Here is a 23,650-nt window from a genome sequence, read left to right as displayed (position 1 = left end):
AAACCGATAGCCGGTCTGCCACTGTTCCTTCAAAATTTTCTGAATTTGCTCCTCGGTTAATAAGGCTGCCTCCTTGAGATAAAAGCCAATGGGGTGTCTTGCCCTACTTTGGATCAATTGCGGCCACTCTTCCACGAAAAAATCAACGGTTTGCTGTTGGAGCCAGCCGTGGAGAACCAAAATTTCTCCTAAGCGCAGGTGAGTGTAAAAGTCTTTCTCTCTTAAAGCCACCTGCAGCTGACTCGGATAAACCAGCGAGGCTTTCACCAACAGTTCCCCAATTCTCATGATGGTTACCACCGATAAGATTTGAACGTTAAGAACACGCACACCCTTACCCGGCAGCATAAAGGTGTAGGCTTGAAGGGGTTGCGGAGCTTGTGCCCAAGATTCCTATACGCGCTTTCCTTTAGATAAGGAAGTCTTGCTCTTGCCCAAACATCCCTGCCTTCTCTAAGAATACCCGCGCTCGGCCTTGAAGTTGCGAGAAATTCCGCCGGTTAGAGCATGAATTCAGAAATGGTGACCAATAGTGTGGCATCCTTCGCCACGATTGTCAAGCCCATTCTCAACCCTTGCGACTCTTCCATCCCCGCCGGTTGTTCTCTAAAAACGGGGTGCAAGCTTTGTTTTATCGCCAACTAAAGCTCGGTTGCCGGCGTTTGAGTCTCCATTGCCACTTTGATGGGCAGCCGAAGCTACTGCTCTCCTAGGATATTAAATTTTGTTGCAAAATTTAGCATTTTTGCTGTCCATTATAATTGCTTATGTCAATCTATAATCCTCTTTTGGATATTTTGTACAAAATCCACGTCTAGAATTTACGACAATATCGAGCGCCCCATCCTGCCTGAGTTACAGCACTACTTGAAGCAGGCTTACCGCACTGATTTTTGTGTGGGCTATTTCAACTTGCGGGGATGGCTTGATGCCGATATTGAGCGGTTTGAGGGGGGTGAGGGGAAGTGTTGTCGGCTGCTGGTGGGCATGTCTCGTTTGCCGAAGGAGGAATTACGGCAAGCGTTAGCGATCGGGGTTGAGCCAGAGCGGATGGATCAGGGGCAGGCGGTTCGGTTACAAGCTTTGATGGCACAGGAGTTTTGTGAGCAGCTGACCTATGGTGCGCCCAGTGCTGATGATGAGGAGGGTTTGCAGCGGTTGAAATCGCAACTCCAGACTCAAAAGCTTCAGGTCAAGCTGTTTTTACGTCATCCCCTCCATGCCAAGTTGTATTTGATTTATCGCGACGATCGCGCCACGCCCATCATTAGTTATGTGGGGAGTAGCAACCTGACTCTAGCGGGATTAAGCTCTCAGGGGGAACTCAATGTGGAAGTGGTAGATTCGGATGACACCCAGAAGTTAGAGGAGTGGTTTGAAGATCGCTGGAACGATCGCCTTTGTCTGGATGTTACAGAGCAATTAGCGGAAATTATTGAGGAAAGTTGGGCAGGGAAACCGCTCAAACCCTACCTTATCTACTTAAAAATGGCCTATCATCTGTCTCAAGAAGCACGGGAGGGGTTAAGCCAATATCGTGCGCCTAGCCATTTTGGGCTCTTGCCTTTTCAGGAGGCGGCAGTGCGAATTGCGGCACACCATCTCGGTAAGCGTAACGGTGTCATTATCGGTGATGTGGTGGGGTTGGGCAAAACTTTAGTCGGAACGGCGATCGCCTATCTTTGTGAGGAAAAGTACAGCACCAGTACGCTGATCATTTGCCCGAAGAACCTACAAACAATATGGCAGGAGTACATCGAGCGCTATGGCTTGCGGGGCAAAGTGGTACCGATTAGCCAAGTGATTCAGGAGTTGCCCAATGTACCTGCACGGTTTCGATTGGTGCTGATTGACGAAAGTCACAACCTGCGCAACAAAGAGGGTAAGCGCTATAAAGCCATCAAGAATTACATTGAACAAAGTGGCAGTCGGTGTATTTTGTTGACCGCAACTCCTTATAACAAGAGCTATCTGGACTTATCGGCGCAGTTGGAGTTGTTTTTGAGTCCAGATGCCGATTTAGGAATTAAACCAGAAGCGTATATTCGCAGTATTGGCGGGGAGATGGAGTTTCGCCGCAGGTATAGCATTCCGGTGCGATCGCTCTTGGCCTTTGAACAAAGTCGAGAACCAGAGGATTGGCGACAGTTGATGAGTCGCTACATGGTGCGACGAACCCGTAGTTTTATTAAACTTACTGGCAAGGGGCACAGAGGAGGAAGCTTTGGAAAGGGCAATTGAGGAGATTAACCAATACCCCTTGAAGAAGGAGGCGATCGCCCGTCTAAGTCGAGAACTCAAAGCAGGCATCAGTGATGAGCAGTTGGCAAAACTGGTGACCTTCTTGCGAGAGCACGATGCCCTATGTGTGATTAACCCAGAGGAACAGCGACATGGAGCGCAGATTATTTGTTCGATGGGAATTTTTGCAGGTAAATAGCAAAAGGATTAAAGCACGATGGCCACGCGAGTTAAGAAAAAGAACTTTTCAAGTTTTACCTATGCGGAAGCATTTAAGTACTTAGGTATTGAAGAAATTATACCTTGGAAGTTTTCTGTGGAGCCGATCGCTTCTAGTGAATTTTTTCAAGAAAACCTTAGGCAGATTTCTGAAGTGTTTGATCTACAAAGTAGTGAAGAGTCTAAAAAACTCTTGATTGATGCTATTTGTCAGGAGTCAGTACGGCACTTTAAGCAGTTAAAAATTTGGAAAGCAGCCCCACTTTCCGATGAACGAACAACCGGCCATTTGGACTATCTTCTGGCCAAAAGACGTGCTTATCTCGAAGCACCATTACTTTGCATTGTCGAAGCGAAGAAAGATGATTTTGAACAGGGATTAGCCCAATGCTTACCTGCTATGAAAGCCTGTCAATATCAACTACTAGGTCAAAATTTGGACATTTACGGCATTGTCACCAATGGAGAGGGGTGGCGGTTCTACAAGCTAACTCCGGATGGATTAGTGTATGGCTCTGAGCTATATGCGATCGGAAATTTGCCTCAAGTTCTAGGCATTTTGAACATTATTTTTGAACAATGTGAACAGAATTTGTTAGCATCTTGAGAGGTGGGTTATGAATTCATTATATGAAACTGATTTTTATGCTTGGACATTAGAGCAGTCAAGGTTGCTCAGGGAGGGAGATTTTAAGCATTTGGATATTCCTAATCTAGTGGAGGAAATTGAGTCGTTGGGTAAGCAGGAGCGGCGAGAGCTAGAAAATCGTTTAGGAGTTTTAATTGGCCATTTGCTAAAATGGGATTACCAACCTGACAAACGCACCAAAAGCTGGCGAGCAACAATTCGTGAGCAACGACGAGCAGCACAAAAACTCATTGCCCAGAACCCCAGTCTCAAGTCCTATCTACCGGAGGCGATCGCTGATGCCTATGAAGCCGGACTAGATTTGGTAGTGAAGGAAACCCCTTTAGATTATTCAGACTTGCCCAAGGATTGCCCTTATACCTCCGAGCAACTGTTTGATCCTAACTTTCCCGCTGATCTGAACCCTGATTATGCCAATCCATCGCCAACGTGCCCAAAAGTATCGCCGGACATTTGATTTTAAGTTCCTGTTTATTAAAGAACGGGGCTGGGATACAGTCGATCGCGTCACACCGTCCTTTGAGATTAACGGTCATTTTTTCTAGGTAGTGTCTATTGCCCAAAAGTGCGGCTTCATTGCATTCCGGTGCATCATGCTAGAAATTCCCACTCGCTCAATTCGGTTGAAGATCAATTGCCAACTGACGGGCTACAGCAAATCCCACCTGTTGGTGTTTAGGGATGCGGGTAAGACACAGCAGGAGTGGTTGTGGCTGAAGCTGGCGGTAAAAGGTTTAGGCCAAACCTGCGCTTCATTCCCAAACTCTAACCCAGAGACAAACACATGCTGGACTTTGTGAAGGTGGCCGCTCAGATGGAGGCGGTGGGGCAGAGGATCCGCCAAGGGGCGATCGCCGGTCAACAGAAACAAGCCCGTGCCCTCGAAGTCCTCACGGCAATGGCAGAGAACGTAGAACACTATCGCCAAGCCCTTCAAGCGTGGGGCGAGTCCTTTCCCTTCAATGCTGCCGAACCGGTTGAATCGCTGACGCTAAGGCGCACGGTGCCCCCTGCCCCCAAGGAACACATGATTTTGGCCACCGACGGCTCGCAAATTGCCCCCAGTCACCACGAAATTGCCTACTGCTATTTGATTAATGTGGGACGGGTAGCGATCGCCTACGGTCAAGGGCAACGCCCTCATTTAGATAGTCTGCCGCAGTTGGTTTACGACCCCGAGGAATTGGAGCGATCGCGGGGTTGGGGACTCCCCATCGAAGACTGGCTGCGCTACCGTCGCACCCAAGCGGAAATTCTTGCCTTGGTTGAACTCGTTCAAACTCAAAACCCGCAACTCCCCGCTGTGGCCCTGTTGGATGGCTCACTCATTTTCTGGGCGTGGGAACCCCTGCCAGCGGCGGTGCGCGAGGAATTGTTGACCCCTATTCTGGCCGCTTGGCATCAATTGCGGGCTAAAAGAATTCCCCTGGTAGGCTATGTCAGTGCCTCCCGCAGTCATGAAACGGTGAATTTTCTGCGCCTGGGGGTTTGTCCCTATAGGGAACCCAACTGTGCCCTCCACTGTGGTCAGACAAATCAGCCCGGCCTCGCGGCGACCCGCGATCGCCCCCCTTGTCAGGTCTTTGATCCCCTGCGGGATGTGCTCCTTTGGCAGGGGTACTTGGCACCGCAACAGTATAGTCCCCTCTGGCGCAGCCGCAGTCGGATTCTAGAGCACTACGGCGAACATCGTATCTACGTGGCCTATCTCCACGGGGGTTCGGAAGTGGTGCGCTTGGAGGTTCCTGAATGGGTCGCTGGCGATGCCGAGCTATGGCAGCAGGCGGTCTCGCTGACGGCAGCCCAAATTGAAAAAGGGCGGGGTTACCCGGTGGCCTTGGCGGAAGCCCACAATTTGGCCGTTGTGCGGGGCAGCGATCGCCAGCGCTTTTTTGCTTTACTGGAACGGGAACTGATTAAAGCAGGACACTGGCATGTGGCTCCTTCCCCCAAAGAGCAGCGCAAGCGCCAAAGTATTGCCTAGGTGGCTGCCGTTCATTGGTTTGGGGGTTGCAGGTTGGGGAATGCAGTTGGCGCTACCGCCCGTGGGGGGGTGGTTCTTGGCCTTCATAGGAATTGTGCCCCTGTGGTGGCAGTGTCAGGTTTTAGGGCCGCTGCGGGCAGGGATGGCAGGGCTGTGTTGGGGATTGGGGTTCTACGGCAGTAGCTTGGTCTGGGTGTGGGATCTGCATCCCCTGACGTGGATCGGCATTGCGCCGGTGCCCAGTTGGCTCATCTCACGGGGAATTTGGCTGTTCTTGAGCGTGTGGGGAGCCGTTCTCAGCGGTCTTTGGGCATTGGGGATGAGCCGCTATGGGGTGCGGCAATCCGCCCCTTGGCAACTGCTGTGGGGGGTGGCCCTTTGGTGTGCCCTTGAAGCCCTCTGGAGCTACTCGCCCCTGTGGTGGATTAGTTTATCCCTGAGCCAAAGCCCAAGGGGCATGGTGCAACTGGCTCGCCTGGCAGGGCCGACTACGATTACAGCGGTGGTGATGACGGTGAACGGCTTGATTACCCTCAGCCTGCGGCAACAAAAAGGGGCAAGCGCTTGGCTGACCATTTTCCTTGCGGGGGCGATCGCCCTCAATGGGGTTTTAGGCGCCGGTGTCCCGGCGGATCAAGGGAAACCCCTGCGGGTGGGCTTGATTCAGGGCAACATCCCGACACGGCAAAAGCTGACCCCAGAGGGTATCCGCCGCGCTTGGCAGGACTATTCCCGTGGCTATCGCCAACTGGTAACTTTGGGAGTGGATGCCGTCTTGACCCCGGAGGGGGCCCTGCCGCTTCTCTGGCAACCGCAGCAAATGAATCCCATTACCAAAGCCGTGGGCGAGGCGGGGGTGCCCCTCTGGTTAGGGACGTTTATGGAGACGGCGGGGGGACATCATCAGGTGCTTTTAACCCTCGCTGGCAACGGTGAGATTTACAGTCGCTACAGCAAAGTTAACCTTGTCCTGCTGGGGGAATACATTCCCGAGGGGCTGGCGGGGGTGGTGCAGCGGCTATCCACCCTGCGATCGCGCCTCCTGCCGGGGAACCCTGAGCAGGTATTTACCACCCCTTGGGGCAAGGCTGTTGTCCTCATTTGCTTTGAATCGGCCTTTTCCCACCGCAGTCGCCGGCAACTGGTTCAGGGGGGGCAGTTTATCCTCAGTGTTGCCAACAACGATCCCTATGGTCGCCAACTGATGACCCAGCACCACGGCCATGATGTGTTGCGTGCCGTTGAGGGCGATCGCTGGCTGGTGCGGGCCACCAATACCGGCCTGTCTGCGGTGATTGCGCCCAGCGGTGAAACCCTTTGGCTCTCAGACCCGAATAGATTTGTGATTCATACGGCAACGATTTTCCCTCGCCAGACCCAGACCCTCTACACCCGCTATGGGGATTGGCTCCTTCCCCTCTTGCTGGGGATGCTTAGTGGATCCGTTCTTCGACAACGAGTGTGGCACTGACCCACTCCCCGCGATCGCCATAGGTGCGGATCAGACGCTGCCGCTGTCCTTCTGCCCACAGCCAGCCCACCTCCACAAAGAAGGACTGGCGAAAGGACACTTGCAAAGGCGTCAGGCTAGAGGTGCCATCGGGGAGCAACACCAGTTGCTTGGGGGGATCCATATCCCTAAACAGAAGCCGGGAGCCGGCAATCTCAGCCGTTGTTTTCACCTCCTGTTCTGGGGTTTGCAGCCGTTGGTAGAGGCGATCGCCCTCCCGCCAAAGTTTAAGATAGGTCGGAGTTTCCGTGGGCGATCGCCAGTCGGCATAGACCGTGTAGGCGGTGCCACGCCATTCCCCTAGAAGTTGATCCACCGTGAGGGGAGGACGTTCAACGGCATTGCTACCGGCACGGAACTCGCGAATCAGGGTCATGGATTGGAGGTGTTGCGTCTTGTCAAAGAGTTGGACAAACCGCAGGCGGCGATCGCCCACAACAAAGCCGTACTCGGCGCCAAACTCGGCAAAGGGTGCCACCTGCAACGATCCCTTAGAAAAGGCGCCCGTTGCAAAAAAGACATTTTGGCGGCCAATGGTGGCATACTCCTGTACCGTTTCACTGGTGGGGGGGCGATCAAGGCCATTGCCAAAGCGGCGCAGTTCAAACCGCACCCGCTGTCCGTCTGCCGTATCGGCCAAGATTAAAATGGACGGCACCGATGCCCCCAATTCGCCGGTGGGACTGACCGCCGTAAACGAGCCATGCCATTCCCCAAGGTTTTTGCGAAAATTTTCCCAATTCGTTGTCATTGGATTGCCATCGTTCCTATTAGCCACCACCATCCTATCGGGAAACAATGGATTGGCGATCTGGTCAATTTGGAAGGGGCGGGCGATCGCCAGCCCTCAGAAAAAAATTTGATAGGATGGGGAGTGTCAGGGCGCTGACACACGATCGCCATTGGGAGACCCGTGCATGACCACCGACCTCTTTGACTCAGGGGCTGGTCGCATTTTAATCGTCGATGATACCCCCGAAAATGTTGAAGTTTTAACCACGCTGCTGCAACTGGAAGGCTACGATGTGCGCGGTGCCATCAGTGGCCAAATGGCGCTTATGGGCATCGAGGCCGAGCCGCCAGATGTCATTCTGCTGGACATCATGATGCCCGATATGAACGGCTATGAGGTCTGTCAAACCCTCAAGGAAAATCCCAAAACCAAGCATATCCCCATCATTTTCATTAGTGCCCTCGATGATGTGTCTGACAAGGTCAAGGCCTTCGAGATGGGAGGCGCCGACTACATCACCAAACCCTTTCAGCAGGCGGAAGTGCTGGCGCGGGTAAAAAATCAGTTAACAATCGCCCTCCTGCAGCGGAAACTGCGGCAAAAGAATGCCCTGCTGCAAAAGCAAAACCAACAGTTGCAGGAGATTGCCGAAGAACGGCGTGACTTGGTCTCCTCACTGCAAGCAGCGCAAGAACAGTATCGGCAAATGTTTGAGGAAGCGGTGGTCGGGATTTACCAAAGTTCCCCTGAGGGCGTTTACTTCAAAGTCAATAATGCCTTGGCACGCATCTATGGTTATGCCGATGCCGAGGACTGGCTAGCAGATATTGAGCACCACAACAAACGCCCCTACGTGGACGACAGCAGTTGGCAAAAATTTCAGCAACAAATTCAATCCCGCGGCTTTGTGCGCAACTTGGTCTCCAAGGTGTATCGCGCCGACCAAACAATCACGACCATTTGTGAGTGCGCCCGCCCGGTCAAAAGTGAGGACGGTCAACTTCTATACTACGAAGGGTTTGTCTTTGAGCTGCCCACCCGCAATCCATGAAACAAACGTTGACCGCCCTCTTGGGGGATGCAGCGGTTCACTCCCTTGCTGAATTGGGCGATCGCGCCCCCCACCTACGTCCCTATCTGCCTGAGCAGGCTCTCCTGGTGACTCCCCCCACCCCCGAAGCGGGAGCAGCCCTCATTGCCTGTGCGCGGCGGGAAGGGTGGCGGGTTTTGCCCATTGGGGCAGGCACCAAGCTCAACTGGCTGGGGAACACCCCCAAGGCAGATATTTTTCTACAGACAACGGCATGGCATAGGCTCATTGATCACGCCGCCGCCGATATGACCGTCACCACCCAAGTGGGCATTCCCTTTCAACACCTTCAGCGCCACTTGGCCAAGGCAGGGCAGTGGATTGCAGCGAATCCGCTTTTTGGGGAGACGGCCACCTTGGGCGGTTGCTTGGCCACCCAAAGCAATGGCACGTTGCGGCAGCGGTATGGCTCATGGCGCGATCAACTCTTGGGGGTCAAGTTCATTCGCAGTGATGGCCAAATCGTCAAAGCAGGGGGGCGGGTGGTTAAGAATGTTGCCGGCTATGACCTGATGAAACTGCTCATCGGTAGCTATGGCACGTTGGGCATTCTAACGGAGGTGACCTTGCGGGTCTATCCCCTACCCGATGCGGTGCAAATTTGGCAGTTGCGGGGAGAAGTGACTGCCCTAGGCAAGGGGTTGGCAACCATTCTAAGTAGTTCCCTTGCGCCGGCGCGGTGTGTGTTGCGCCTTGAACCGACGGGGGCACTGTTACTGGAGTTGGAGTTTCACACGCTGCGGGAAGTTCTTGCCTTGGGCACGTTGGGCGATCGCCTCCGTCACATTGCCCAGAGTCATGATCTCCAACTGGCGCCTCAAGACCCCCTAGGTATTACCTTCAATCCCACCCCCGATCAAGTGGTTCTCAAACTCGGCGTGCCGTTACAGGAGATGTTGCCTGCCCTCACCCAGCTTCGGCAGTTGGCAAAGGAGTTGGCCTGCGAATGCCGCGCGGAAATGAGCGCAGGGGTCGGTCATGCTTATCTCCACGGGGAGGAAGAGGCGCTCTGCCAACTCATTCTCAGGCTACGCCAAGGGCTGCCACGGGGCTATGTGACGGTCTTAGCGGCACCCCTGAGTCTCAAGCGGCAACTGGATCCTTGGGACTATCGCGGCAACGCCCTTGAATTAATGCGAAGGCTGAAGCAACAATTGGATGTAACGGGTGTCTTTGGCACTGGTGTTTTTGTTGGCCATCTCTAGGCAGGTTTGAATACGCCCCCATGACTGCAACTGATCCTGTGGCTCGCCCGCCCGCTCCTCAACTGATTGATGCCTGTGTCCACTGCGGGTTTTGCCTCTCCACCTGTCCCAGCTATCGGGTATTGGGGACTGAAATGGACTCCCCCCGTGGCCGCATCTATCTCATGGATGCTATTAACGAGGGGCGGGTGCAACTAACAGATGTCGTACAGCACTTTGATTCCTGCTTGGGTTGTCTTGCCTGTGTCACCACCTGTCCGTCGGGGGTGGAGTACGATAAATTAATTGCTGCCACCCGTGTTCAAGTGCAGCGTCATTATCCACGTCCGCCGGGCGATCGCCTCCTGCGCTGGCTGATTTTCCAAACGCTCCCCTATCCTCGGCGACTGCGCGCCCTCCTGTGGCCGCTTTGGCTCTATCAAAAACTGGGCTTGGCAGACCTAGAAAAGCGAGTGGGACTCCTGAAACGGTTGCTGCCCAAGCCCCTAGCGGCCATGTATCAACTGCTGCCGCCCCTTTCGGCAAAGACATTTCGCGATCGCTCTCCTGAGGTGGTGCCTGCCCAGGGCAAACAACGCGGACGGGTCGGCGTCATCCTCGGCTGTGTCCAACGGCTCTTTTTGCCGGAAGTGAATGAGGCCACAATTGCCGTTCTCAGTGCCAATGGTTTTGAGGTGGTGTTGCCGCCCCAACAGGGGTGCTGTGGTGCCCTGCCCCATCACCAAGGGGAAGAGGATCAGGCGCAAGGCCTTGCCCGCAAGATGATTGACTGTTTTACTGCCGCCGATGTGGAGGCCATTTTAATCAATGCCTCAGGGTGTGGCCATACCCTCAAGCAATACCTTCACCTTTTGGCGGCTGACCCCGACTATGGCGATCGCGCCCGTGACTTTGTACAAAAGGTGGAGGATGTACAGGTCTTTTTGCTCAAACAGGGCTTGGTAACCCCCCTGCATCCGCTGGGCGATCGCCCCCTTGCCTTGGTCTATCAAGATGCCTGCCACATGATCCACGGCCAAAAAATTCGCCTTGAACCGCGGCAACTGCTGCGGCAAATTCCCCACGTGCAACTGCGCGAACCCTTGGATGCGGCGCTCTGCTGTGGCAGCGCCGGCGTTTACAACATTCTGCAACCCGAGGTGGCAGCGGAACTGGGGCGCCAAAAGGTGCGCAACCTGCTGAATACTCGCCCTGATGTGATTGTCTCAGCCAATGTGGGCTGCATCCTGCAATTGCGGCAGTATCTTCAAGAACAGGGCAGCCCTGTTCCCATTTACCACCCGATGCAACTGCTAGACTTGGTGATTCGCGGTGAGAAACTGCTGTCCTAGGCGATATCGGGAGGGGCACTGAGGATTGAGCGGACTTGAGCCAGTAACCATTCCCGCCCCACTTCCCAGCCCCGCTCACCATCCGCTTCAAGGATCATTAGGCTATCCACTGGGTCGGCAGCCAAAAGTTGAAATAACAGGGGAATAATCGGCATTGGCACTGGGACAACTTGGTCATCACAGGCCTCTTGCGCCATCAGCTCGCTGCCGTAGGCGTGGATAACATTTTTTTGCCGGTGGGGGGGCTGCTGTTCCTCAAGGGTAATCACCTGCCACTGACCCTCGCGGGTTTGCAGGACGTAGTAAACGGTTTGACCATAGCGCTGGGCTTCCTCGTAGAGAAGGGGGGCGATCGCCTGAACCGCTGCCATGGTAGCAGGGTCATCGGGGGCGTTGGCAATCAGTTCATCCACTTGGGTCAGTAAATCCACAACGCCTCCTTTTGGGGTTACAAAGAACTATGAACTATTCCTTGGCCTCAAGGGCATCGAGATCAAGGGCACGGGAGCCACCCGTACTTAAAATCGTCAGCACTTTCCCCAGTTGATACCACACCAAAAGGGCGGTGGCGATCGTCAGCCCAAAGGCGATGACCATACTTAGCCCCGCACCAAAGCCATAGGTCCACAATCCCGCCATCAGGAATAGCCAGATGCCAATGGAAATCCCCAAGTAGGGCAACTGAAGCTGGGGGCCGCGCAACTGGCTTAGGACACGGGTCGAGTGACTGCGGTTCCATTCTTGGACACTTTGCTTGAGAGTGGCTTCAAAGGCTTTACCACTGGTCAACCCCATAAAAATACCCGCCAGCAGCAAGACAATCGGTGGATCAAACACGGGATACCTAATCCTTATTGGACACTCAGGGACAACTGACGACCGCCTTTCACCTTTAGTTGGCTACTACCAAGGAATTGCTCTCTTCTTCTTTACCCAGCGTGTGGGAGACAGACGCCTTAAGAGCTTCCCATGCTACATCAATAAAGAAGAGCGGACGCAGATCAGACTTAACCAAATTCCAAAGGCGTTGCACCTCTTCGGTGTGGAGACGGTCATCTTCGGTTAACGCTAGCACAATTTGCCGCCGCAGGTACTGCCCCTCCTCAGAAAAGAGATACTGCAAGCCCAAGGTAGCCGTTGGCGCTAGGTTAAAGTGCTGATCCTGGCGGGCGATCGCAATCAGGTTTTCCAGTCGTTGCCACTGAAGACGACCATCTTTGAAGAGGACATCCAGCAGCCGTCGCCGCAGTTGGGGGGATTCTCCTTGCAGCAGACGCCGTGCCACATAGGGATAGCTGACATCCACAATGCGGAAGTTGGGATTAAGGCACAGGGCAATTCCCTCTTGGGTGACCAGGGAGCGAATGATCAGGGCAAACTTGGCGGGAACACGGAAGGGATAGGCATACATCAACTCAGAAAAGCGATCCGTGATTACCTTAAAGTTGAATTCCCGCACACTGGAGCCAATTACCTCCTCAAAGACCGTCTCCAAGGCAGGGATAATCGGCGTAATATCCGTTTCCGGGGTGAGGAAGCCCAGTTTAACAAAGTCCGCCGCCAAAGCTTGATAGTCCTTGTTCACCAAATGAACGACGGCATCCACAAGGGATTCTTTGGTGCTCTCCTCCAATTGATCCATCATGCCGAAGTCAATGTAGGCCATCCGGCCATCGGGCATGGCAAAGAGGTTCCCCGGATGCGGATCCGCATGGAAAAAACCAAATTCTAGAAGTTGCCGCAGACCAGAAATGACACCGATACGGATTAGCTCATCGGGATTGACACCCGCCGCCACCATGCAATCCGTACGGCTGAGTTTAATGCCATGGATCCACTCTAGGGTGAGCACATGCTCAGTGGTGTATTCCCAATAGATTTTCGGGACCTTGACTGTAGGATCGTCGCGGAAGTTGGCGGCAAATTTCTCGGCATTTCGCCCTTCGTTGAGGTAGTCAATTTCCTCGTAGAGCTTGCGGCCAAATTCATCCACAATGTCCCGCAAATCATGGCAGAGGTTAATGGGTAGCCAAGGCCGGATCCACTGCACCAAGAGGCGGATTAAAAATAGGTCGCGCGTAATGACAGGCAGGAGATTGGGGCGCTGCACCTTAACGGCGACTTCTTCACCACTGTGGAGTTTGGCTTTATAGACTTGGCCAAGACTGGCGGCGGCCACCGGTTGGGGGGAGAATTCGGCAAAGATATCCCCCATATTTAAGCGCAGATCTCGCTCAATGATGGCAATGGCAATTTCGTTGGCAAAGGGGGGCAGTTTGTCCTGCAGAAGGGTGAGTTCTTCGAGGTAGTCGGGGGAAATGAGATCGGGGCGAGTGGAGAGGGCTTGACCAACTTTGATGAAGGTTGGGCCTAAGCGGATCAGGAGTTTACGCAGTTGCATCGCTCGCAGGGGACGCTGACTCTCCTGTTGACCCAACCACTTGTCCCACTGGAGGAGGAGCCAAAATGTCAAGAAAGATACCGAAATGTTAAGGAACCGCCAAACTACTTGCCAAGGGTGTCGCCAGTAGTAGCGGGCGATCGCCTCCGGATCGTAACGACGATGACCAGCACTGGGGACAGCAGAAACACGGGCAGTCACAGCTTTTTCACCTTATTCTCTGAAACCCAACTTACTACAGCGCTCTCTTGTTGCCATCTGTGTTTCCACGGAGCACTTTTGGGAACAACGTAAGCAACCATCGCAATTATGAGGATTTTGTTGATCCCCGCCGCTAGAGGAGCCGATCCTCTTGGGTTTGCTTAAATATAGTATAGAAAACTACACATAAGCCCTGCTAATCAATAAAATTCTTAACAAAAGTTTAAGGTTGGTGGTTCCAGCAATTGGGCAGTTGGTTTACTTTGGTTTACTCAGGTGCATAGGTTTGGTGGTGCGGATTTGCCGATAATGGTACCGTAGGGCATCTTTTGATTCACACCCTTCCATGGCCAACAGGATCATTGCCACATCTGTTCTTGAGGCGTTGTTGGCGCGGTTGCCTCGCTTGCGACCCCAGCTGTACTTCAAGACATCGCTGACGGCGCTCTCCCACGCAATGGAGGATCAGGTTTTGGCTAATCAGGATGCACCGATCATTATTGCCTGTTTTCAGCGGGAACGCTTTTATCGCCAAGAAGCCCATCGCTACCGGCGCATTGCCACAAAATCCCCTCATGTTTACGTCTTGGCTGCCCCCGAAACCGAGTTTACGAACTGCTCTGGGGACTATGAAACCGTCGCCTTTGATCCTGCCGATGCCCTCAGTCAAGAATGGCATTTGACCGTCTTGGGCAAAAATTACAGCACCTGTTTGGTCTGCCGCGAAGTCCAGCGATCGCTCGCTAACCGCTTAGATGTGTTGCCGCCGATGGATGCGGCACGTCGTTTTGAGGGTATTTGGACTTTTGATCGGCAGGTGGCGGCCACAACCGCTGAACTCCTCCTCAACCGTATTCGTGAATACCGCCCTGAACTGAAGGAGAAACTTAAGACTGGTCTGGCATTGGTTGAGACCTATCGCCAAGTGGAAGGATGCAATAGTGATCCGGCACCCTTTGCCGATCGCTTGGTCACCTATCTGCAAGCCGGCCAGTACAAGCAAATCAAAGCCTACCGCCAAATTGCCATTCAAGAGCGCAAGGAGCGCCTCACCAATGCGATTACCACGGCGATTCGCAACTCCCTCAATCCCACCGAAATTCTCACACGCGCGGTGGCAGAACTGGGGGAAGCCCTCAAGGGCGATCGCTGTCTGATTTATCGTTGTCGCAGTACCGACACACGGGTGCGCATTGAGCACGAGTACAACAGCGGTGCCCTACCCCCCTTGCAGTATCAGTATTGGCCCGTGAGTGAGCACCCCTACACCCAGCAGGCACTCGTCTATCAGCAGGTGATTCAGGTGGATGATGTGGCCGCTGATCCCCACTACGAGGCAAACCGTTTCAAGCCCCTCGATGCCGCCGGGGTCAAAGCTCTCCTGTTGGCGCCAGTGCTCTATCAAGGGCGGCTGTTGGGCATTGTCGAACTGCATCGAGGCGAACCGCTGCCGTGGCACGATATGGATGCGGCATTAGTGGAGGCGATCGCCACCCAAGTGGGGGTTGCCCTGATTCAAGCCGAGGCCTACGCAGATTTGGAAGAACTCAATACGCAACTGGAGGCCTTAGATCGCACCCGCAGCAATCTAATTGCCATTACGGGTCATGAACTGCGCACACCCCTTTCAACCATTCAAGTCTGCCTCGAAAGCCTAGCCAGTGAACCCGACATGGATGCAGAACTGCGGCAGGTGATGTTGAGTACGGCGCTGGCCGATGCTGAGCGCATGCGGAAATTGATTCAGGACTTCCTCACTCTCTCGCAGTTGGAAAGTGGCCGGGTGCAGTGGCGACCGGAACCGCTCCCCCTCCAAGAACTGGTGGATCTGGCCCTCAGTAGCTTGCGTACCCCCAAGGATCAACTACCCACAATTCGCACAGTGCTGCCCAAGGAATTGCCCTTGATCCGAGCAGATGGGGAATGGTTAGTGGAGGTGCTCTCAAAGTTACTCGACAATGCCTGCAAGTTTACCGAGCAGTCCGGTCAGGTCTCCATTGCCGCCAAACCTCGTCCCGATGGTTTATTAGAAGTCACCGTTGCCGATACCGGACGGGGCATTGAACCGGATCGCTTGGAAACGATTTTTGATCGCTTTTATCAGGAGGAGGGGGCACTGCGGCGCTCGACGGGGGGAACCGGCTTGGGGCTGGCCATCTGCCGCCAGATTATTACCAATCTGGGGGGGCAAATTTGGGCCGAGTCGGCGGGGCGCGATCGCGGCAGTGAATTCCACTTTACAATTCCCATTGCTGAGCCTTTTTCTGGATAGGAGCTGCCCATCCCCCTAAGATAGACAACAGCGAGTAGGCAACCAACATGAACCAATCCTTTGCCGATACCGCCATTGATATTTTGATTGACTTGGCCGAGCGGGGGGAGATTGATCCTTGGGACATTCAAGTGATTGAAGTTTTCGATCGCTGTTTGGCGGAGTTGGCACGGCGGGGAGAACCCAATCTTGCTGAATCCGGGCAAGCCTTTTTGTATGCTGCCATGCTGCTACTCCTGAAGAGCGATCGCCTAGTTGTGGTTGCGGAACCTCCGCCAGAGACGGCAGAAGTCCGAGAGTCGCCAGAAATAAGTGAAAACCAATCCTTGGTGATCTTGCCCCATGCCCTAGAGCAGCATTTACATCGTCGCCCCGTGGCTCCCCCCCGACAACGGCGCCGCGTCACCCTTGAGGAATTGATTGCCCACTTGAAAACCATGGCGATTCAGAGCGATCGCGCAAAGGTACTGCGAGTTCATCAACCTCGCCGTCGTCGCCGTCCCACCACCCTCAAGGCAATTACCCAACTGGCTCATCAAGAGAACCTCACCGAGATAGCTAGGGAAGTGGAAAGCCTCCTCGGAGAAATGGCTCCCGAAGGTACATGGCTAGACTTCCAAAAGCTACTACAGCTCAAACCCGATCCCGTGGGGGTCTTTTGGGCGCTGCTGTTCCTTGCCGCCCAGTCTAAAGTGGATCTTCAGCAAGCGGGATTTTATCAATCCCTACGGGTGCGAGCTTGTCTGCCGGAAGCGATCGCCTTGGAGGCCTAGGTTAGGTCTGGGAGAAACGAAAAGCCCAAGGGTTTCACCCGCAGAAGTGCCTCACTCAGGGCAGCGTGGAGATATCCATTCGTCGCTAAAATCCGTCCTGATGTCAGTTGAAAAGGGGATTGATCGTAGGCAGTGACGACGCCCCCCGCTTCACGCACAAGAACCACACCGGCGGCCAAGTCCCAAGGGGAAAGACCCCGTTCCCAATAGCCGTCGAGGCGACCACAGGCAATGTAGGCCAAGTCAATGGCCGCTGCCCCGCCCCGCCGCACCCCTTGGCTGAGATGGGTAAGGTAGCAAAATTCGGCGTAGTTGTTGTCCTCCGTTTCCCGGCGATCGTAGGCAAAACCCGTGACCAAAAGGCTGTGACTCAGTTCTGCGGTGCTAGAAACACGGATGGGCTGGCGATCGCGGGTGGCGCCAAGGCCGGTGGCAGCGCGAAACAGTTCCCGATGAAAGGGATCATAGACCACCCCAATGTGGGGTTCCCCCTCCACCAACAAAGCCACCGACACGGCACTAAAGGGATATTGATGGGCATAGTTGGTGGTGCCATCCAGAGGATCAATCGCCCACAGAAAGGGGTTGTCCTGGAGTCCCGAAAGACCGGATTCCTCCGCCAGCACCGCGTGGTCAGGACAATGGCGATGAATCACATCCAATACCGCCGCTTCCGACTGGCGATCGGCCACCGTGACGAGGTCACCAGAGCGCCCTTTTTCTTCAATCTCACTTAATTTGCCCCAGTAGTGCTGAAGGACGGCGCCCCCCGCCAAGGCTGCCTCCGTGGCAATTTCTAAATAACGCTGCCGCTCCCACACCGGCAGTGGGCAACTCACAGCTGACATGGATGCTTAGTCCTCATCGAGGGGTAGCCCCAACTGTACTCGCCCTTTGCCAAAGTAGCGGCCAAATTGCAGCTCATAGACCTCGTCTTCGTCTTGGGTTTCCACCTCAAGGTCAGAGCGGGCATAGCTGACACATAGCAGAGCATACCCTTGAGCTTGGAGCGCCGGCGAGAGTCCCATGGCCTCCGGTTGATAGACATGGCCAGAGAGAATACGCACAGCACAGGTGGTACAGGCACCGTTGCGACAGGAAAAGGGGAGTTCAAGGCCTTGGCTTTCAGCGTATTGCAGGATGTAGCGATCGCTTGGAACAGTAATCGTGTACGTCCGCGTGGGTGGATCCCCCGGCTTGAGGGGACGCACGTGAATAGTCACAGTATAGGTTTGTGGCGTGCTCATGGTCTCGTTATTTTACCAGAAAACGGGGTCTAAAGCCCTGCCCTGCGACCCGCGATCGAACGGCTTAGAGGAGGGCGGAGTTCAACATGGCTTCATCCCACCCTGTCAATATTAATGCTAGGGTAGGGGCGGTTCTATGACCCAGATTTGTAGGGAGACCTAAAGTTATGAGTACCTTAGTGGTTATTGCGTTTGATGATGAGTACAAAGCGAACGAAGTATTAATCCAGTTATTAAAACTCCAGCGTGAGCATCTCATTGACCTTGAGGACGCTGCTGTTGTCGTGCGCACCAAAGATGGCAAGGTTAAAATTAACCAAACTCAGGATTTAACGCTCCAGGGTGCCCTTGGCGGTGGCTTTTGGGGGCTGCTCATTGGTCTATTGTTCTTCAATCCCCTCTTGGGCTGGGCTGCGGGTCTTGTGGCGGGGGCGATTTCCGGCAAATTTACCGATATTGGCATTGATGATAATTTCATCAAGGAGCTAGGACAAACCATTGCCCCCGGTAGCTCGGCCATTTTTACGTTGGTGCGCCAAGCCACACCCGACAAAGTACTTGAGGAAATTGCTCCCTTTGGCGGTAAAGTCCTGCGCACTTCTCTGTCAAAAGAGGATGAAGCCAAGTTGCAAGAGGCTCTCAACCAAGGCAATACGGCTTCCCAAGCGCCTGCCCCTAGCGAAGCGACGACCTCTGGTGAAACAACGGACAGTTAGTTTGTTTAGTTTGTCTTTGGTCTAGCTCTCGCTCTAAATTGATTAGGATTAGGATGATTTTGAGAGGCTCGGCCATTCCTGAGATACAGCCCTTTTCCCAAGGATGGAACCCACTCAACACTGGAAAAGCGAGTGTTGGACAACAGTTCAACTCCTGAACCCCTATTGCAGAAAAGGGCTGTCACTGGGCATTGTGCTCACAGTTAGGGATGCCAATAGGGAGTGTTGGGGAGTAGGCATACGGTGCAGGATCAAACTAAAGCAACCACAGTGATCGCAATGGTGAAACGCTTCAGCGGGCGATCGCTCCACCTCAATCGTCTAGTCCCCCTTGTCCAAAAACGGTGGCGTACCTGCTTACCTTGGTTGCAACACTGGCAAGTGGCGGCCAGCCTCTCCCTCGTCACGTCCGTAGGAATTTCGGGACTATCCCTGTGGCTGCTGCTGCGGCAACCGACGACTGCCGGCAATTGTGATTTTGTCCTTTGGCCTTTGGCATCGGCCTCTTTTCGCCTCTACTGCGCCCAACAGGCGGCGGAGCGACACACCCTTGAGGATTTGCTCCATGCCATTGATCTCATTGATGACTTGCCCCGCGATCATCCCCTTGCCCCTGAGATTAATCGCCGCTTAGAGGCGTGGTCAGATCAGATTTTAGCCTTGGCGGAGGTCGCCTTTCATGAAGGGCAATTGAATCGGGCGATCGCCTTTGCGCGGCGCATTCCCCGTGACGTTCAAGCCTATGCCAAGGTGGAAGAGCGCATTCAGCACTGGCAGGACATTTGGCAAGAAGGAGAGGCCATCTACCGGCGTGCCGAAGCCGCCTTAAAAAACCTTGAATGGCGAGAAGCTTTTCAAATCTCTCTCCAATTGCAGTTTGTTGACTGTCGTTATTGGGCACAGGCGCAGTTTGGTGCTTTTAATGAGCGGATTATCCGTGCCCAACGGGAAGATCGGCAGTTGGATGAAGCACGGGCTCTCATGGCCCAGGGGGGAGCCGATAACTTAGCCGCCGCTATCAAAATTGTGCGGCAAATTCCCACCACCAGCGATATTTATCCCGGTGCTCGGCGATTGCTCAATGAGTTGGGGGAACAGTTGCTTGCGTCAGCCGTGGCGGCTTTGAATCGCTATGACCCCCAAGAAGCGCAGCGGATTGCCCGTTTGATTCCCAGCGATGTCAAGAGTGCCCGTAGCGCTGAGGATGTGTTGAAGTTGGCAACGGCAGAAGAGTTTGCCCAAGCGGGGATGGGACAGGATATTGATCGGGCGATCGCCCATGCCCGCACCATTACCGCAGAACGCCCCCTCTACTTTGAAGCGCAGCAGGCCATCCGCCGCTGGCAAATAGATCTGAAAGTGCTGCATACCCTCGCAGAAGCCCAGGCCATTGCGCGGGAGGGCACGATCGATCGCCTATACCTTGCCCTCAACAGGCTCAACATTCCTTTGGCGGACGCGAGTCCCTATCGCCAAGCACAAATCCGCGATCAACAACGACTCTGGCAACGCCAAATTGAGATTGCTGAGGATCAACCGCTCATTGATCAGGCCAATGCCCTTGCCCGCCAAGGCACCCCTGAAGCTCTGCTACAAGCTCGCCAACTCCTAGAACAAATTCGTCCGCAGCGTGCCCTCTATGAAACGGCTCAAAATCGCCTCAAAGAACTCTTCCCACCCGTTGCAACTGAAGCGGCAAGTTGGCAACCTGATCTGGACATAGCTCGCCTGAATGAAGCCCAGCGTCGTGCTCAAGGGGGGCGCGATCGCGACTTTGCCGCTGCGATTGCCATTGCCCAACAAATTTCACCCAACTCTAGGGTCTATGCCACCGCCAATCAGCTAATTTTACAGTGGGGCAACAATCTCTTGGAGCAGGCGCGCTATTGGGTGGGGCGGGACAACCAGCAGGCGATCGCCACCGCCGAACTCATCCCCCCCACGCATCCCCTCTACCCAGAAGCAAGGGAATTGATCCGTATTTGGCAAGAGGCAGAACCCCAGAACCCCTTTTAAGGGCTTCTACTGGTTCGTGGGGGCTTCCACGAGTCGCACCTTTCGAGCCAGACCGATCGCTTGCAGTGCCCGAATCGTGATCCACGTAATATCAAATTCCCACCATTGCAGGCCGTGACGTGCCGAATGGGGGTAGGTGTGGTGATTGTTGTGCCAGCCTTCACCAAACGTGAGGAGGGCAACCCACCAGCAATTCGTGGAGCGATCGTCCGATTCAAAGGTGCGATAGCCAAACTTATGGGTGGCACTATTGACAAACCAAGTGAGGTGATACACCAGCACGAGGCGGACAAAGATACCCCAGACCACAAAAGGCAACCCACCCCACAGATAGAGTAAGACCCCTAAAGCGATTTGAATAGGGACAAAGTACTGATTCAAAAACCGATAGACTCGGTCAGTGTTAATATCCTTGGTCAGGCGTTCCACCTCTGCCTTGGCGGGCACTTCCCGGAGCATCCAGCCCATGTGCGACCACCAAAACCCCTTTTGGGAATTGTGCTGATCCAATTCTTGGTCGGAGTGAAGGTGATGGTTGCGATGGAGACCAACCCATTCAATAATGCCTCCTTCACAGGCCAAGCTACCGCAAAAGACAAAGAAATATTCCAGCCATTTCGGACACTGGAAACTGCGATGGGTGACAAGGCGATGCCATCCCAGGGTAATACCCAACCCCCCCGATACCCAATAGAGGAGAAAACAAAGGAGCACTGCCGACCATGAAAACAGCCCGGGCACAAATGCCAACAAGGCTCCCAAATGGACAATGCCGAGAAAAAAAATCACCCCCCAGTTGGGACGCAGGGGGCGCGAAGGCAATGGAAAAACAGACGTCATAAAACTCTCAAACACATTGACAAGCCCCACCAGACTTTACAGCCTGCTTAGTTGGGGCATAAAGGTTGTGAATGCTTTTTGAACTAGGCCTCTAGAGAAACCTATGCTTAACCAGCAAATCAGCCAACCCTTGACTCCATCTTGGCCGAGATTGGGGGGCACGTCAAGCCAAATTTGGATCGGTTATCCAAGCCATTAAAGCGGCCTGAGACCCTATCAAACTTTAATGTTTCTTTTCTGCAAGATTTAAGATATTTCAACTACCTTGATAGGTCACCAAACCGGTTGGACTGGACTAGAGGTACGGATCATCATGGCACTCAATGTCCTCGATGCCGAGAAGGTGCTAGAAAAAGGGCATTTAGCCGTTGCCTCGAAAAAACTTGCGGAATTGGTGAGTACTAGTTAATCCTTGATTTGATTGACGATAGAATAGTGTCCTCAGGGAGAGCGATCGCTCCCTTTTTTGCATTTCTCGATACCGAAATCAAAAAACGACTGTAAAAACCCTAAACTTCGATAACTCTAGCTAATTTTGGGTGTATTGAATCTGTCAATACATTAGATTTCCGTAAAATCACTGAGCAGTTGACACCCCTCATCTATTAAACTGATGAGCAAAGGTAAGGAGTGCACCTACAGCTTAATCACCGCTGCTTTTAGATTTCATTAAAAATGTAATTTTAACTACTTACATTTTGCAGCGAAATTAAGCTGGTTTACAAAAGTTTACATTCTGCTCGTGTTTTACTTTGGCTGCATTTGAGGTTCAGATTATGTCGCTCACACCCATGACTCGCTACTACATTCGCCGTCTCCTTGCGGAGCGAGCTGAATCCCTTGGGTTGACCGTGGGTAGCACCGAAAGTGACAGTCAAGCCTTTGCTGATCAATTGGCGCGTCTAGAGTCCTTAACCGCAACCAAGTTGGCAGAACTTGACCTACTGGTGCGAATGCACCAAACCCTCAGCCGCAACGGCCAAACCTACAATAGCTACCTCGCCACTCTGGAACAAAAACTCTTTGCCCTCATGGGTCTAGGGGGACAACCCCGCGAAGAACTGACAGACATTACCCTGCCTCAGCTTGAAGAAACAAAAGGCACCGCAGCAAAAGTTCTCACCTTGGCTGAAGTGCTAGAACACTTTAATAAAATTGGCGATATTGCTCAGAAATACCTTGGCAAAATGATTGTGGCCAACTATTGGCGGGGTACTCGTCCCTACAGCAGTTGGTTTGCTGACTTCATAGTGACCAATGAAGGGCGTGTGGTTTGTCAATCGTACCAGTCCAGCCGCGATGTGTTTCTCAGTGAGGAACAGCTAGAGCATTTGCAAAGTTGGTTAGAAGCATTTATCCGCCAGTGCCAACGAGTGCTGCCCCAATTTACGAAACAATTGCAAAAAGCAGGGGTGCCGGAAAGGGTTTTAGCTTAGAAAAAAGCGTTATGCGGGTTTTCTTTGCGGTTCTCTGGCTAGGATTGATTGTCTATAGTTTTGGTTTTGCCCCCCCAGATCAACCGCAAACACTGACACTGATTCAACGGCTAGCGACGGGAGACTGGCAGGGCATTAACCCCTTAATTGTCAGTCTCTTTAATCTTATGGGGGTCTGGCCACTGATTTATACCGCATTACTGACTGTGGATGGTCGAGAACAGCGATTTCCCGCGTGGCCATTCGCTGCGTTGAGCTTTGCTGTGGGTGCTTTTGCACTGCTACCCTACTTCGTCCTGCGCCAGCCTGCACCCCTCTTTACGGGCGAACTCAATACTGGCATACGCCTTTGGGAATCACGGATCACTGCTATTGGCATTTGTCTGTTGGCTCTAGCCTTTTTGGGGTATGGCTTGGTTGCCGGCGACTGGGCAGACTTTTGGCAGCAGTGGCAAACCAGCCGCTTTATTCATGTAATGACTCTTGATTTTTGTCTGCTCTCGCTATTGTTTCCATTCCTTCTCATTGACGATTGGCGGCGGCGGGGTATAGAGAAGTCCCCGTGGCGGTGGTGGAGTTTTCTGCCCCTACTAGGAGCATTGGGTTATTTGCTTTTGCGTCCACCCTTAATTCTCTCGAAAAAAAGTGTGGCATGATACAAAACATGCCCTTGAATGGGTTTTACTAATCTGTCAATACTGAACTCTACACCCAGAGGGAGATCCACTGGCGTTGAGGGAGTTGCACCGTTTGGGGGATGGCACGCTGCGCGATCGCTACACCATA

The 23,650-nt window shown here is 53.5% G+C and carries 21 protein-coding genes and 2 pseudogenes; 15 read left to right on the top strand and 8 right to left on the bottom strand.

The window, feature by feature from the left end:
* Positions 1-288 (bottom strand): annotated as a pseudogene (locus ACK4IR_RS09125) (hypothetical protein); the annotation flags it as partial.
* 504 nt (positions 289-792) lie between these two features.
* Between ACK4IR_RS09125 and ACK4IR_RS09120 the strand changes: the two are divergent.
* From ACK4IR_RS09120 to lnt, 6 genes and pseudogenes are all read left to right on the top strand, one after another.
* Positions 793-2,199: pseudogene (locus tag ACK4IR_RS09120) on the top strand (SNF2-related protein); the annotation flags it as partial.
* Positions 2,200-2,224: 25 nt separating this feature from the next.
* A complete protein-coding gene (locus tag ACK4IR_RS09115) occupies positions 2,225-2,440 on the top strand; it encodes a hypothetical protein (protein WP_409874054.1) in 216 nt (71 codons plus the stop codon).
* Positions 2,441-2,458: 18 nt separating this feature from the next.
* Positions 2,459-3,067 (top strand): hypothetical protein, encoded by a 609-nt coding sequence (locus ACK4IR_RS09110; protein ID WP_409874053.1) that lies wholly within the window; start codon positions 2,459-2,461, stop codon positions 3,065-3,067.
* Between the two features lie 10 nt (positions 3,068-3,077).
* Complete coding sequence (locus ACK4IR_RS09105) at positions 3,078-3,566, top strand: DUF29 domain-containing protein (RefSeq protein WP_409874052.1); 489 nt, start codon at positions 3,078-3,080, stop codon at positions 3,564-3,566.
* Positions 3,567-3,893: 327 nt separating this feature from the next.
* On the top strand, positions 3,894-5,093 hold the full coding sequence (locus tag ACK4IR_RS09100; RefSeq protein WP_409874051.1) for a DNA double-strand break repair nuclease NurA: 1,200 nt from the start codon (positions 3,894-3,896) through the stop codon (positions 5,091-5,093).
* Positions 5,044-6,564 (top strand): apolipoprotein N-acyltransferase, encoded by a 1,521-nt coding sequence (gene lnt / locus ACK4IR_RS09095; RefSeq protein ID WP_409874050.1) that lies wholly within the window; start codon positions 5,044-5,046, stop codon positions 6,562-6,564. The genes ACK4IR_RS09100 and lnt overlap by 50 nt, the downstream gene beginning before the upstream one ends.
* Here the strand turns inward: lnt and ACK4IR_RS09090 are convergent.
* Positions 6,527-7,354: a DUF3598 family protein gene (locus tag ACK4IR_RS09090; RefSeq protein ID WP_409874049.1), complete on the bottom strand. Its 828-nt coding sequence runs from the start codon at positions 7,352-7,354 to the stop codon at positions 6,527-6,529. The two genes, lnt and ACK4IR_RS09090, sit on opposite strands and share 38 nt — an antisense overlap.
* A 166-nt stretch (positions 7,355-7,520) precedes the next feature.
* Between ACK4IR_RS09090 and ACK4IR_RS09085 the strand changes: the two genes are divergently transcribed.
* The 3 genes from ACK4IR_RS09085 to ACK4IR_RS09075 are packed head-to-tail and all read left to right on the top strand — an operon-like array spanning position 7,521 to position 10,962.
* On the top strand, positions 7,521-8,387 hold the full coding sequence (locus ACK4IR_RS09085; protein WP_409874048.1) for a response regulator: 867 nt from the start codon (positions 7,521-7,523) through the stop codon (positions 8,385-8,387).
* Positions 8,384-9,631, top strand: a complete 1,248-nt coding sequence (locus tag ACK4IR_RS09080; RefSeq protein WP_409874047.1) for an FAD-binding oxidoreductase — start codon at positions 8,384-8,386, stop codon at positions 9,629-9,631. The genes ACK4IR_RS09085 and ACK4IR_RS09080 overlap by 4 nt, the downstream gene beginning before the upstream one ends.
* Positions 9,632-9,651: 20 nt before the next feature.
* Positions 9,652-10,962, top strand: coding sequence for a (Fe-S)-binding protein (locus tag ACK4IR_RS09075; protein WP_409874046.1), 1,311 nt, complete (start codon positions 9,652-9,654; stop codon positions 10,960-10,962).
* On the opposite strand, the gene ACK4IR_RS09070 is transcribed toward ACK4IR_RS09075, so the two are convergent.
* The 3 genes from ACK4IR_RS09070 to ACK4IR_RS09060 are packed head-to-tail and all read right to left on the bottom strand — an operon-like array spanning position 10,959 to position 13,564.
* Positions 10,959-11,393: a hypothetical protein gene (locus tag ACK4IR_RS09070; protein WP_409874045.1), complete on the bottom strand. Its 435-nt coding sequence runs from the start codon at positions 11,391-11,393 to the stop codon at positions 10,959-10,961. The genes ACK4IR_RS09075 and ACK4IR_RS09070 overlap by 4 nt on opposite strands.
* Positions 11,394-11,427: 34 nt before the next feature.
* Positions 11,428-11,799, bottom strand: coding sequence for a hypothetical protein (locus tag ACK4IR_RS09065; protein WP_409874044.1), 372 nt, complete (start codon positions 11,797-11,799; stop codon positions 11,428-11,430).
* A 55-nt stretch (positions 11,800-11,854) separates the two neighbouring features.
* Positions 11,855-13,564 carry an ABC1 kinase family protein gene (locus ACK4IR_RS09060; RefSeq protein WP_409874043.1) on the bottom strand — a complete coding sequence of 570 codons (1,710 nt, stop codon included), beginning with the start codon at positions 13,562-13,564 and terminating at the stop codon, positions 11,855-11,857.
* Between the two features lie 346 nt (positions 13,565-13,910).
* Between ACK4IR_RS09060 and ACK4IR_RS09055 the strand changes: the two genes are divergently transcribed.
* Both ACK4IR_RS09055 and ACK4IR_RS09050 read left to right on the top strand, forming a co-directional pair.
* Positions 13,911-15,836 carry a DICT sensory domain-containing protein gene (locus tag ACK4IR_RS09055; protein ID WP_409874042.1) on the top strand — a complete coding sequence of 642 codons (1,926 nt, stop codon included), beginning with the start codon at positions 13,911-13,913 and terminating at the stop codon, positions 15,834-15,836.
* A 47-nt stretch (positions 15,837-15,883) separates the two neighbouring features.
* Positions 15,884-16,609 carry a segregation/condensation protein A gene (locus tag ACK4IR_RS09050; RefSeq protein ID WP_409874041.1) on the top strand — a complete coding sequence of 242 codons (726 nt, stop codon included), beginning with the start codon at positions 15,884-15,886 and terminating at the stop codon, positions 16,607-16,609.
* Here ACK4IR_RS09050 and ACK4IR_RS09045 read toward each other — a convergent pair.
* Together ACK4IR_RS09045 and ACK4IR_RS09040 are read right to left on the bottom strand one after the other, a co-directional pair.
* Positions 16,606-17,457, bottom strand: coding sequence for an inositol monophosphatase family protein (locus ACK4IR_RS09045; protein ID WP_409874040.1), 852 nt, complete (start codon positions 17,455-17,457; stop codon positions 16,606-16,608). The genes ACK4IR_RS09050 and ACK4IR_RS09045 overlap by 4 nt on opposite strands.
* 6 nt (positions 17,458-17,463) lie before the next feature.
* Positions 17,464-17,856: a 2Fe-2S iron-sulfur cluster-binding protein gene (locus tag ACK4IR_RS09040; protein ID WP_225901556.1), complete on the bottom strand. Its 393-nt coding sequence runs from the start codon at positions 17,854-17,856 to the stop codon at positions 17,464-17,466.
* Positions 17,857-18,023: 167 nt separating this feature from the next.
* Here ACK4IR_RS09040 and ACK4IR_RS09035 point away from each other — a divergent pair, with 167 nt between their 5' ends.
* Complete coding sequence (locus ACK4IR_RS09035) at positions 18,024-18,572, top strand: DUF1269 domain-containing protein (protein WP_409874039.1); 549 nt, start codon at positions 18,024-18,026, stop codon at positions 18,570-18,572.
* A 243-nt stretch (positions 18,573-18,815) separates the two neighbouring features.
* Positions 18,816-20,588 (top strand): hypothetical protein, encoded by a 1,773-nt coding sequence (locus ACK4IR_RS09030; protein ID WP_409874038.1) that lies wholly within the window; start codon positions 18,816-18,818, stop codon positions 20,586-20,588.
* 6 nt (positions 20,589-20,594) lie between these two features.
* On the opposite strand, the gene ACK4IR_RS09025 is transcribed toward ACK4IR_RS09030, so the two are convergent.
* Positions 20,595-21,428 carry an acyl-CoA desaturase gene (locus ACK4IR_RS09025; RefSeq protein ID WP_409874037.1) on the bottom strand — a complete coding sequence of 278 codons (834 nt, stop codon included), beginning with the start codon at positions 21,426-21,428 and terminating at the stop codon, positions 20,595-20,597.
* Between the two features lie 776 nt (positions 21,429-22,204).
* On the opposite strand from ACK4IR_RS09025, the gene ACK4IR_RS09020 reads away from it, so the two are divergent.
* Positions 22,205-22,864, top strand: coding sequence for a hypothetical protein (locus tag ACK4IR_RS09020; RefSeq protein ID WP_409874036.1), 660 nt, complete (start codon positions 22,205-22,207; stop codon positions 22,862-22,864).
* Positions 22,865-22,875: 11 nt separating this feature from the next.
* Positions 22,876-23,520, top strand: coding sequence for a DUF2834 domain-containing protein (locus tag ACK4IR_RS09015; protein ID WP_409874035.1), 645 nt, complete (start codon positions 22,876-22,878; stop codon positions 23,518-23,520).
* The last annotated feature ends 130 nt before the right edge of the window (positions 23,521-23,650 follow it).

This window comes from Thermosynechococcus sp., assembly GCF_046299635.1.
Classification (GTDB): Bacteria; Cyanobacteriota; Cyanobacteriia; order Thermosynechococcales; family Thermosynechococcaceae; genus Thermosynechococcus.
This window is presented reverse-complemented; position numbering and strand designations above follow the sequence as displayed.

Bases quoted from the DNA above. Each gene is read 5' to 3' on its own strand.
- ACK4IR_RS09110 (WP_409874053.1), top strand. From the start codon at position 2,459: ATGGCCACGCGAGTTAAGAAAAAGAACTTTTCAAGTTTTACCTATGCG.
- ACK4IR_RS09105 (WP_409874052.1), top strand. From the start codon at position 3,078: ATGAATTCATTATATGAAACTGATTTTTATGCTTGGACATTAGAGCAG.
- ACK4IR_RS09100 (WP_409874051.1), top strand. From the start codon at position 3,894: ATGCTGGACTTTGTGAAGGTGGCCGCTCAGATGGAGGCGGTGGGGCAG.
- lnt (WP_409874050.1), top strand. From the start codon at position 5,044: ATGTGGCTCCTTCCCCCAAAGAGCAGCGCAAGCGCCAAAGTATTGCCT.
- ACK4IR_RS09090 (WP_409874049.1), bottom strand. From the start codon at position 7,354: ATGACAACGAATTGGGAAAATTTTCGCAAAAACCTTGGGGAATGGCAT.
- ACK4IR_RS09085 (WP_409874048.1), top strand. From the start codon at position 7,521: ATGACCACCGACCTCTTTGACTCAGGGGCTGGTCGCATTTTAATCGTC.
- ACK4IR_RS09080 (WP_409874047.1), top strand. From the start codon at position 8,384: ATGAAACAAACGTTGACCGCCCTCTTGGGGGATGCAGCGGTTCACTCC.
- ACK4IR_RS09075 (WP_409874046.1), top strand. From the start codon at position 9,652: ATGACTGCAACTGATCCTGTGGCTCGCCCGCCCGCTCCTCAACTGATT.
- ACK4IR_RS09055 (WP_409874042.1), top strand. From the start codon at position 13,911: ATGGCCAACAGGATCATTGCCACATCTGTTCTTGAGGCGTTGTTGGCG.
- ACK4IR_RS09050 (WP_409874041.1), top strand. From the start codon at position 15,884: ATGAACCAATCCTTTGCCGATACCGCCATTGATATTTTGATTGACTTG.
- ACK4IR_RS09045 (WP_409874040.1), bottom strand. From the start codon at position 17,457: ATGTCAGCTGTGAGTTGCCCACTGCCGGTGTGGGAGCGGCAGCGTTAT.
- ACK4IR_RS09040 (WP_225901556.1), bottom strand. From the start codon at position 17,856: ATGAGCACGCCACAAACCTATACTGTGACTATTCACGTGCGTCCCCTC.
- ACK4IR_RS09035 (WP_409874039.1), top strand. From the start codon at position 18,024: ATGAGTACCTTAGTGGTTATTGCGTTTGATGATGAGTACAAAGCGAAC.
- ACK4IR_RS09025 (WP_409874037.1), bottom strand. From the start codon at position 21,428: ATGACGTCTGTTTTTCCATTGCCTTCGCGCCCCCTGCGTCCCAACTGG.
- ACK4IR_RS09020 (WP_409874036.1), top strand. From the start codon at position 22,205: ATGTCGCTCACACCCATGACTCGCTACTACATTCGCCGTCTCCTTGCG.
- ACK4IR_RS09015 (WP_409874035.1), top strand. From the start codon at position 22,876: ATGCGGGTTTTCTTTGCGGTTCTCTGGCTAGGATTGATTGTCTATAGT.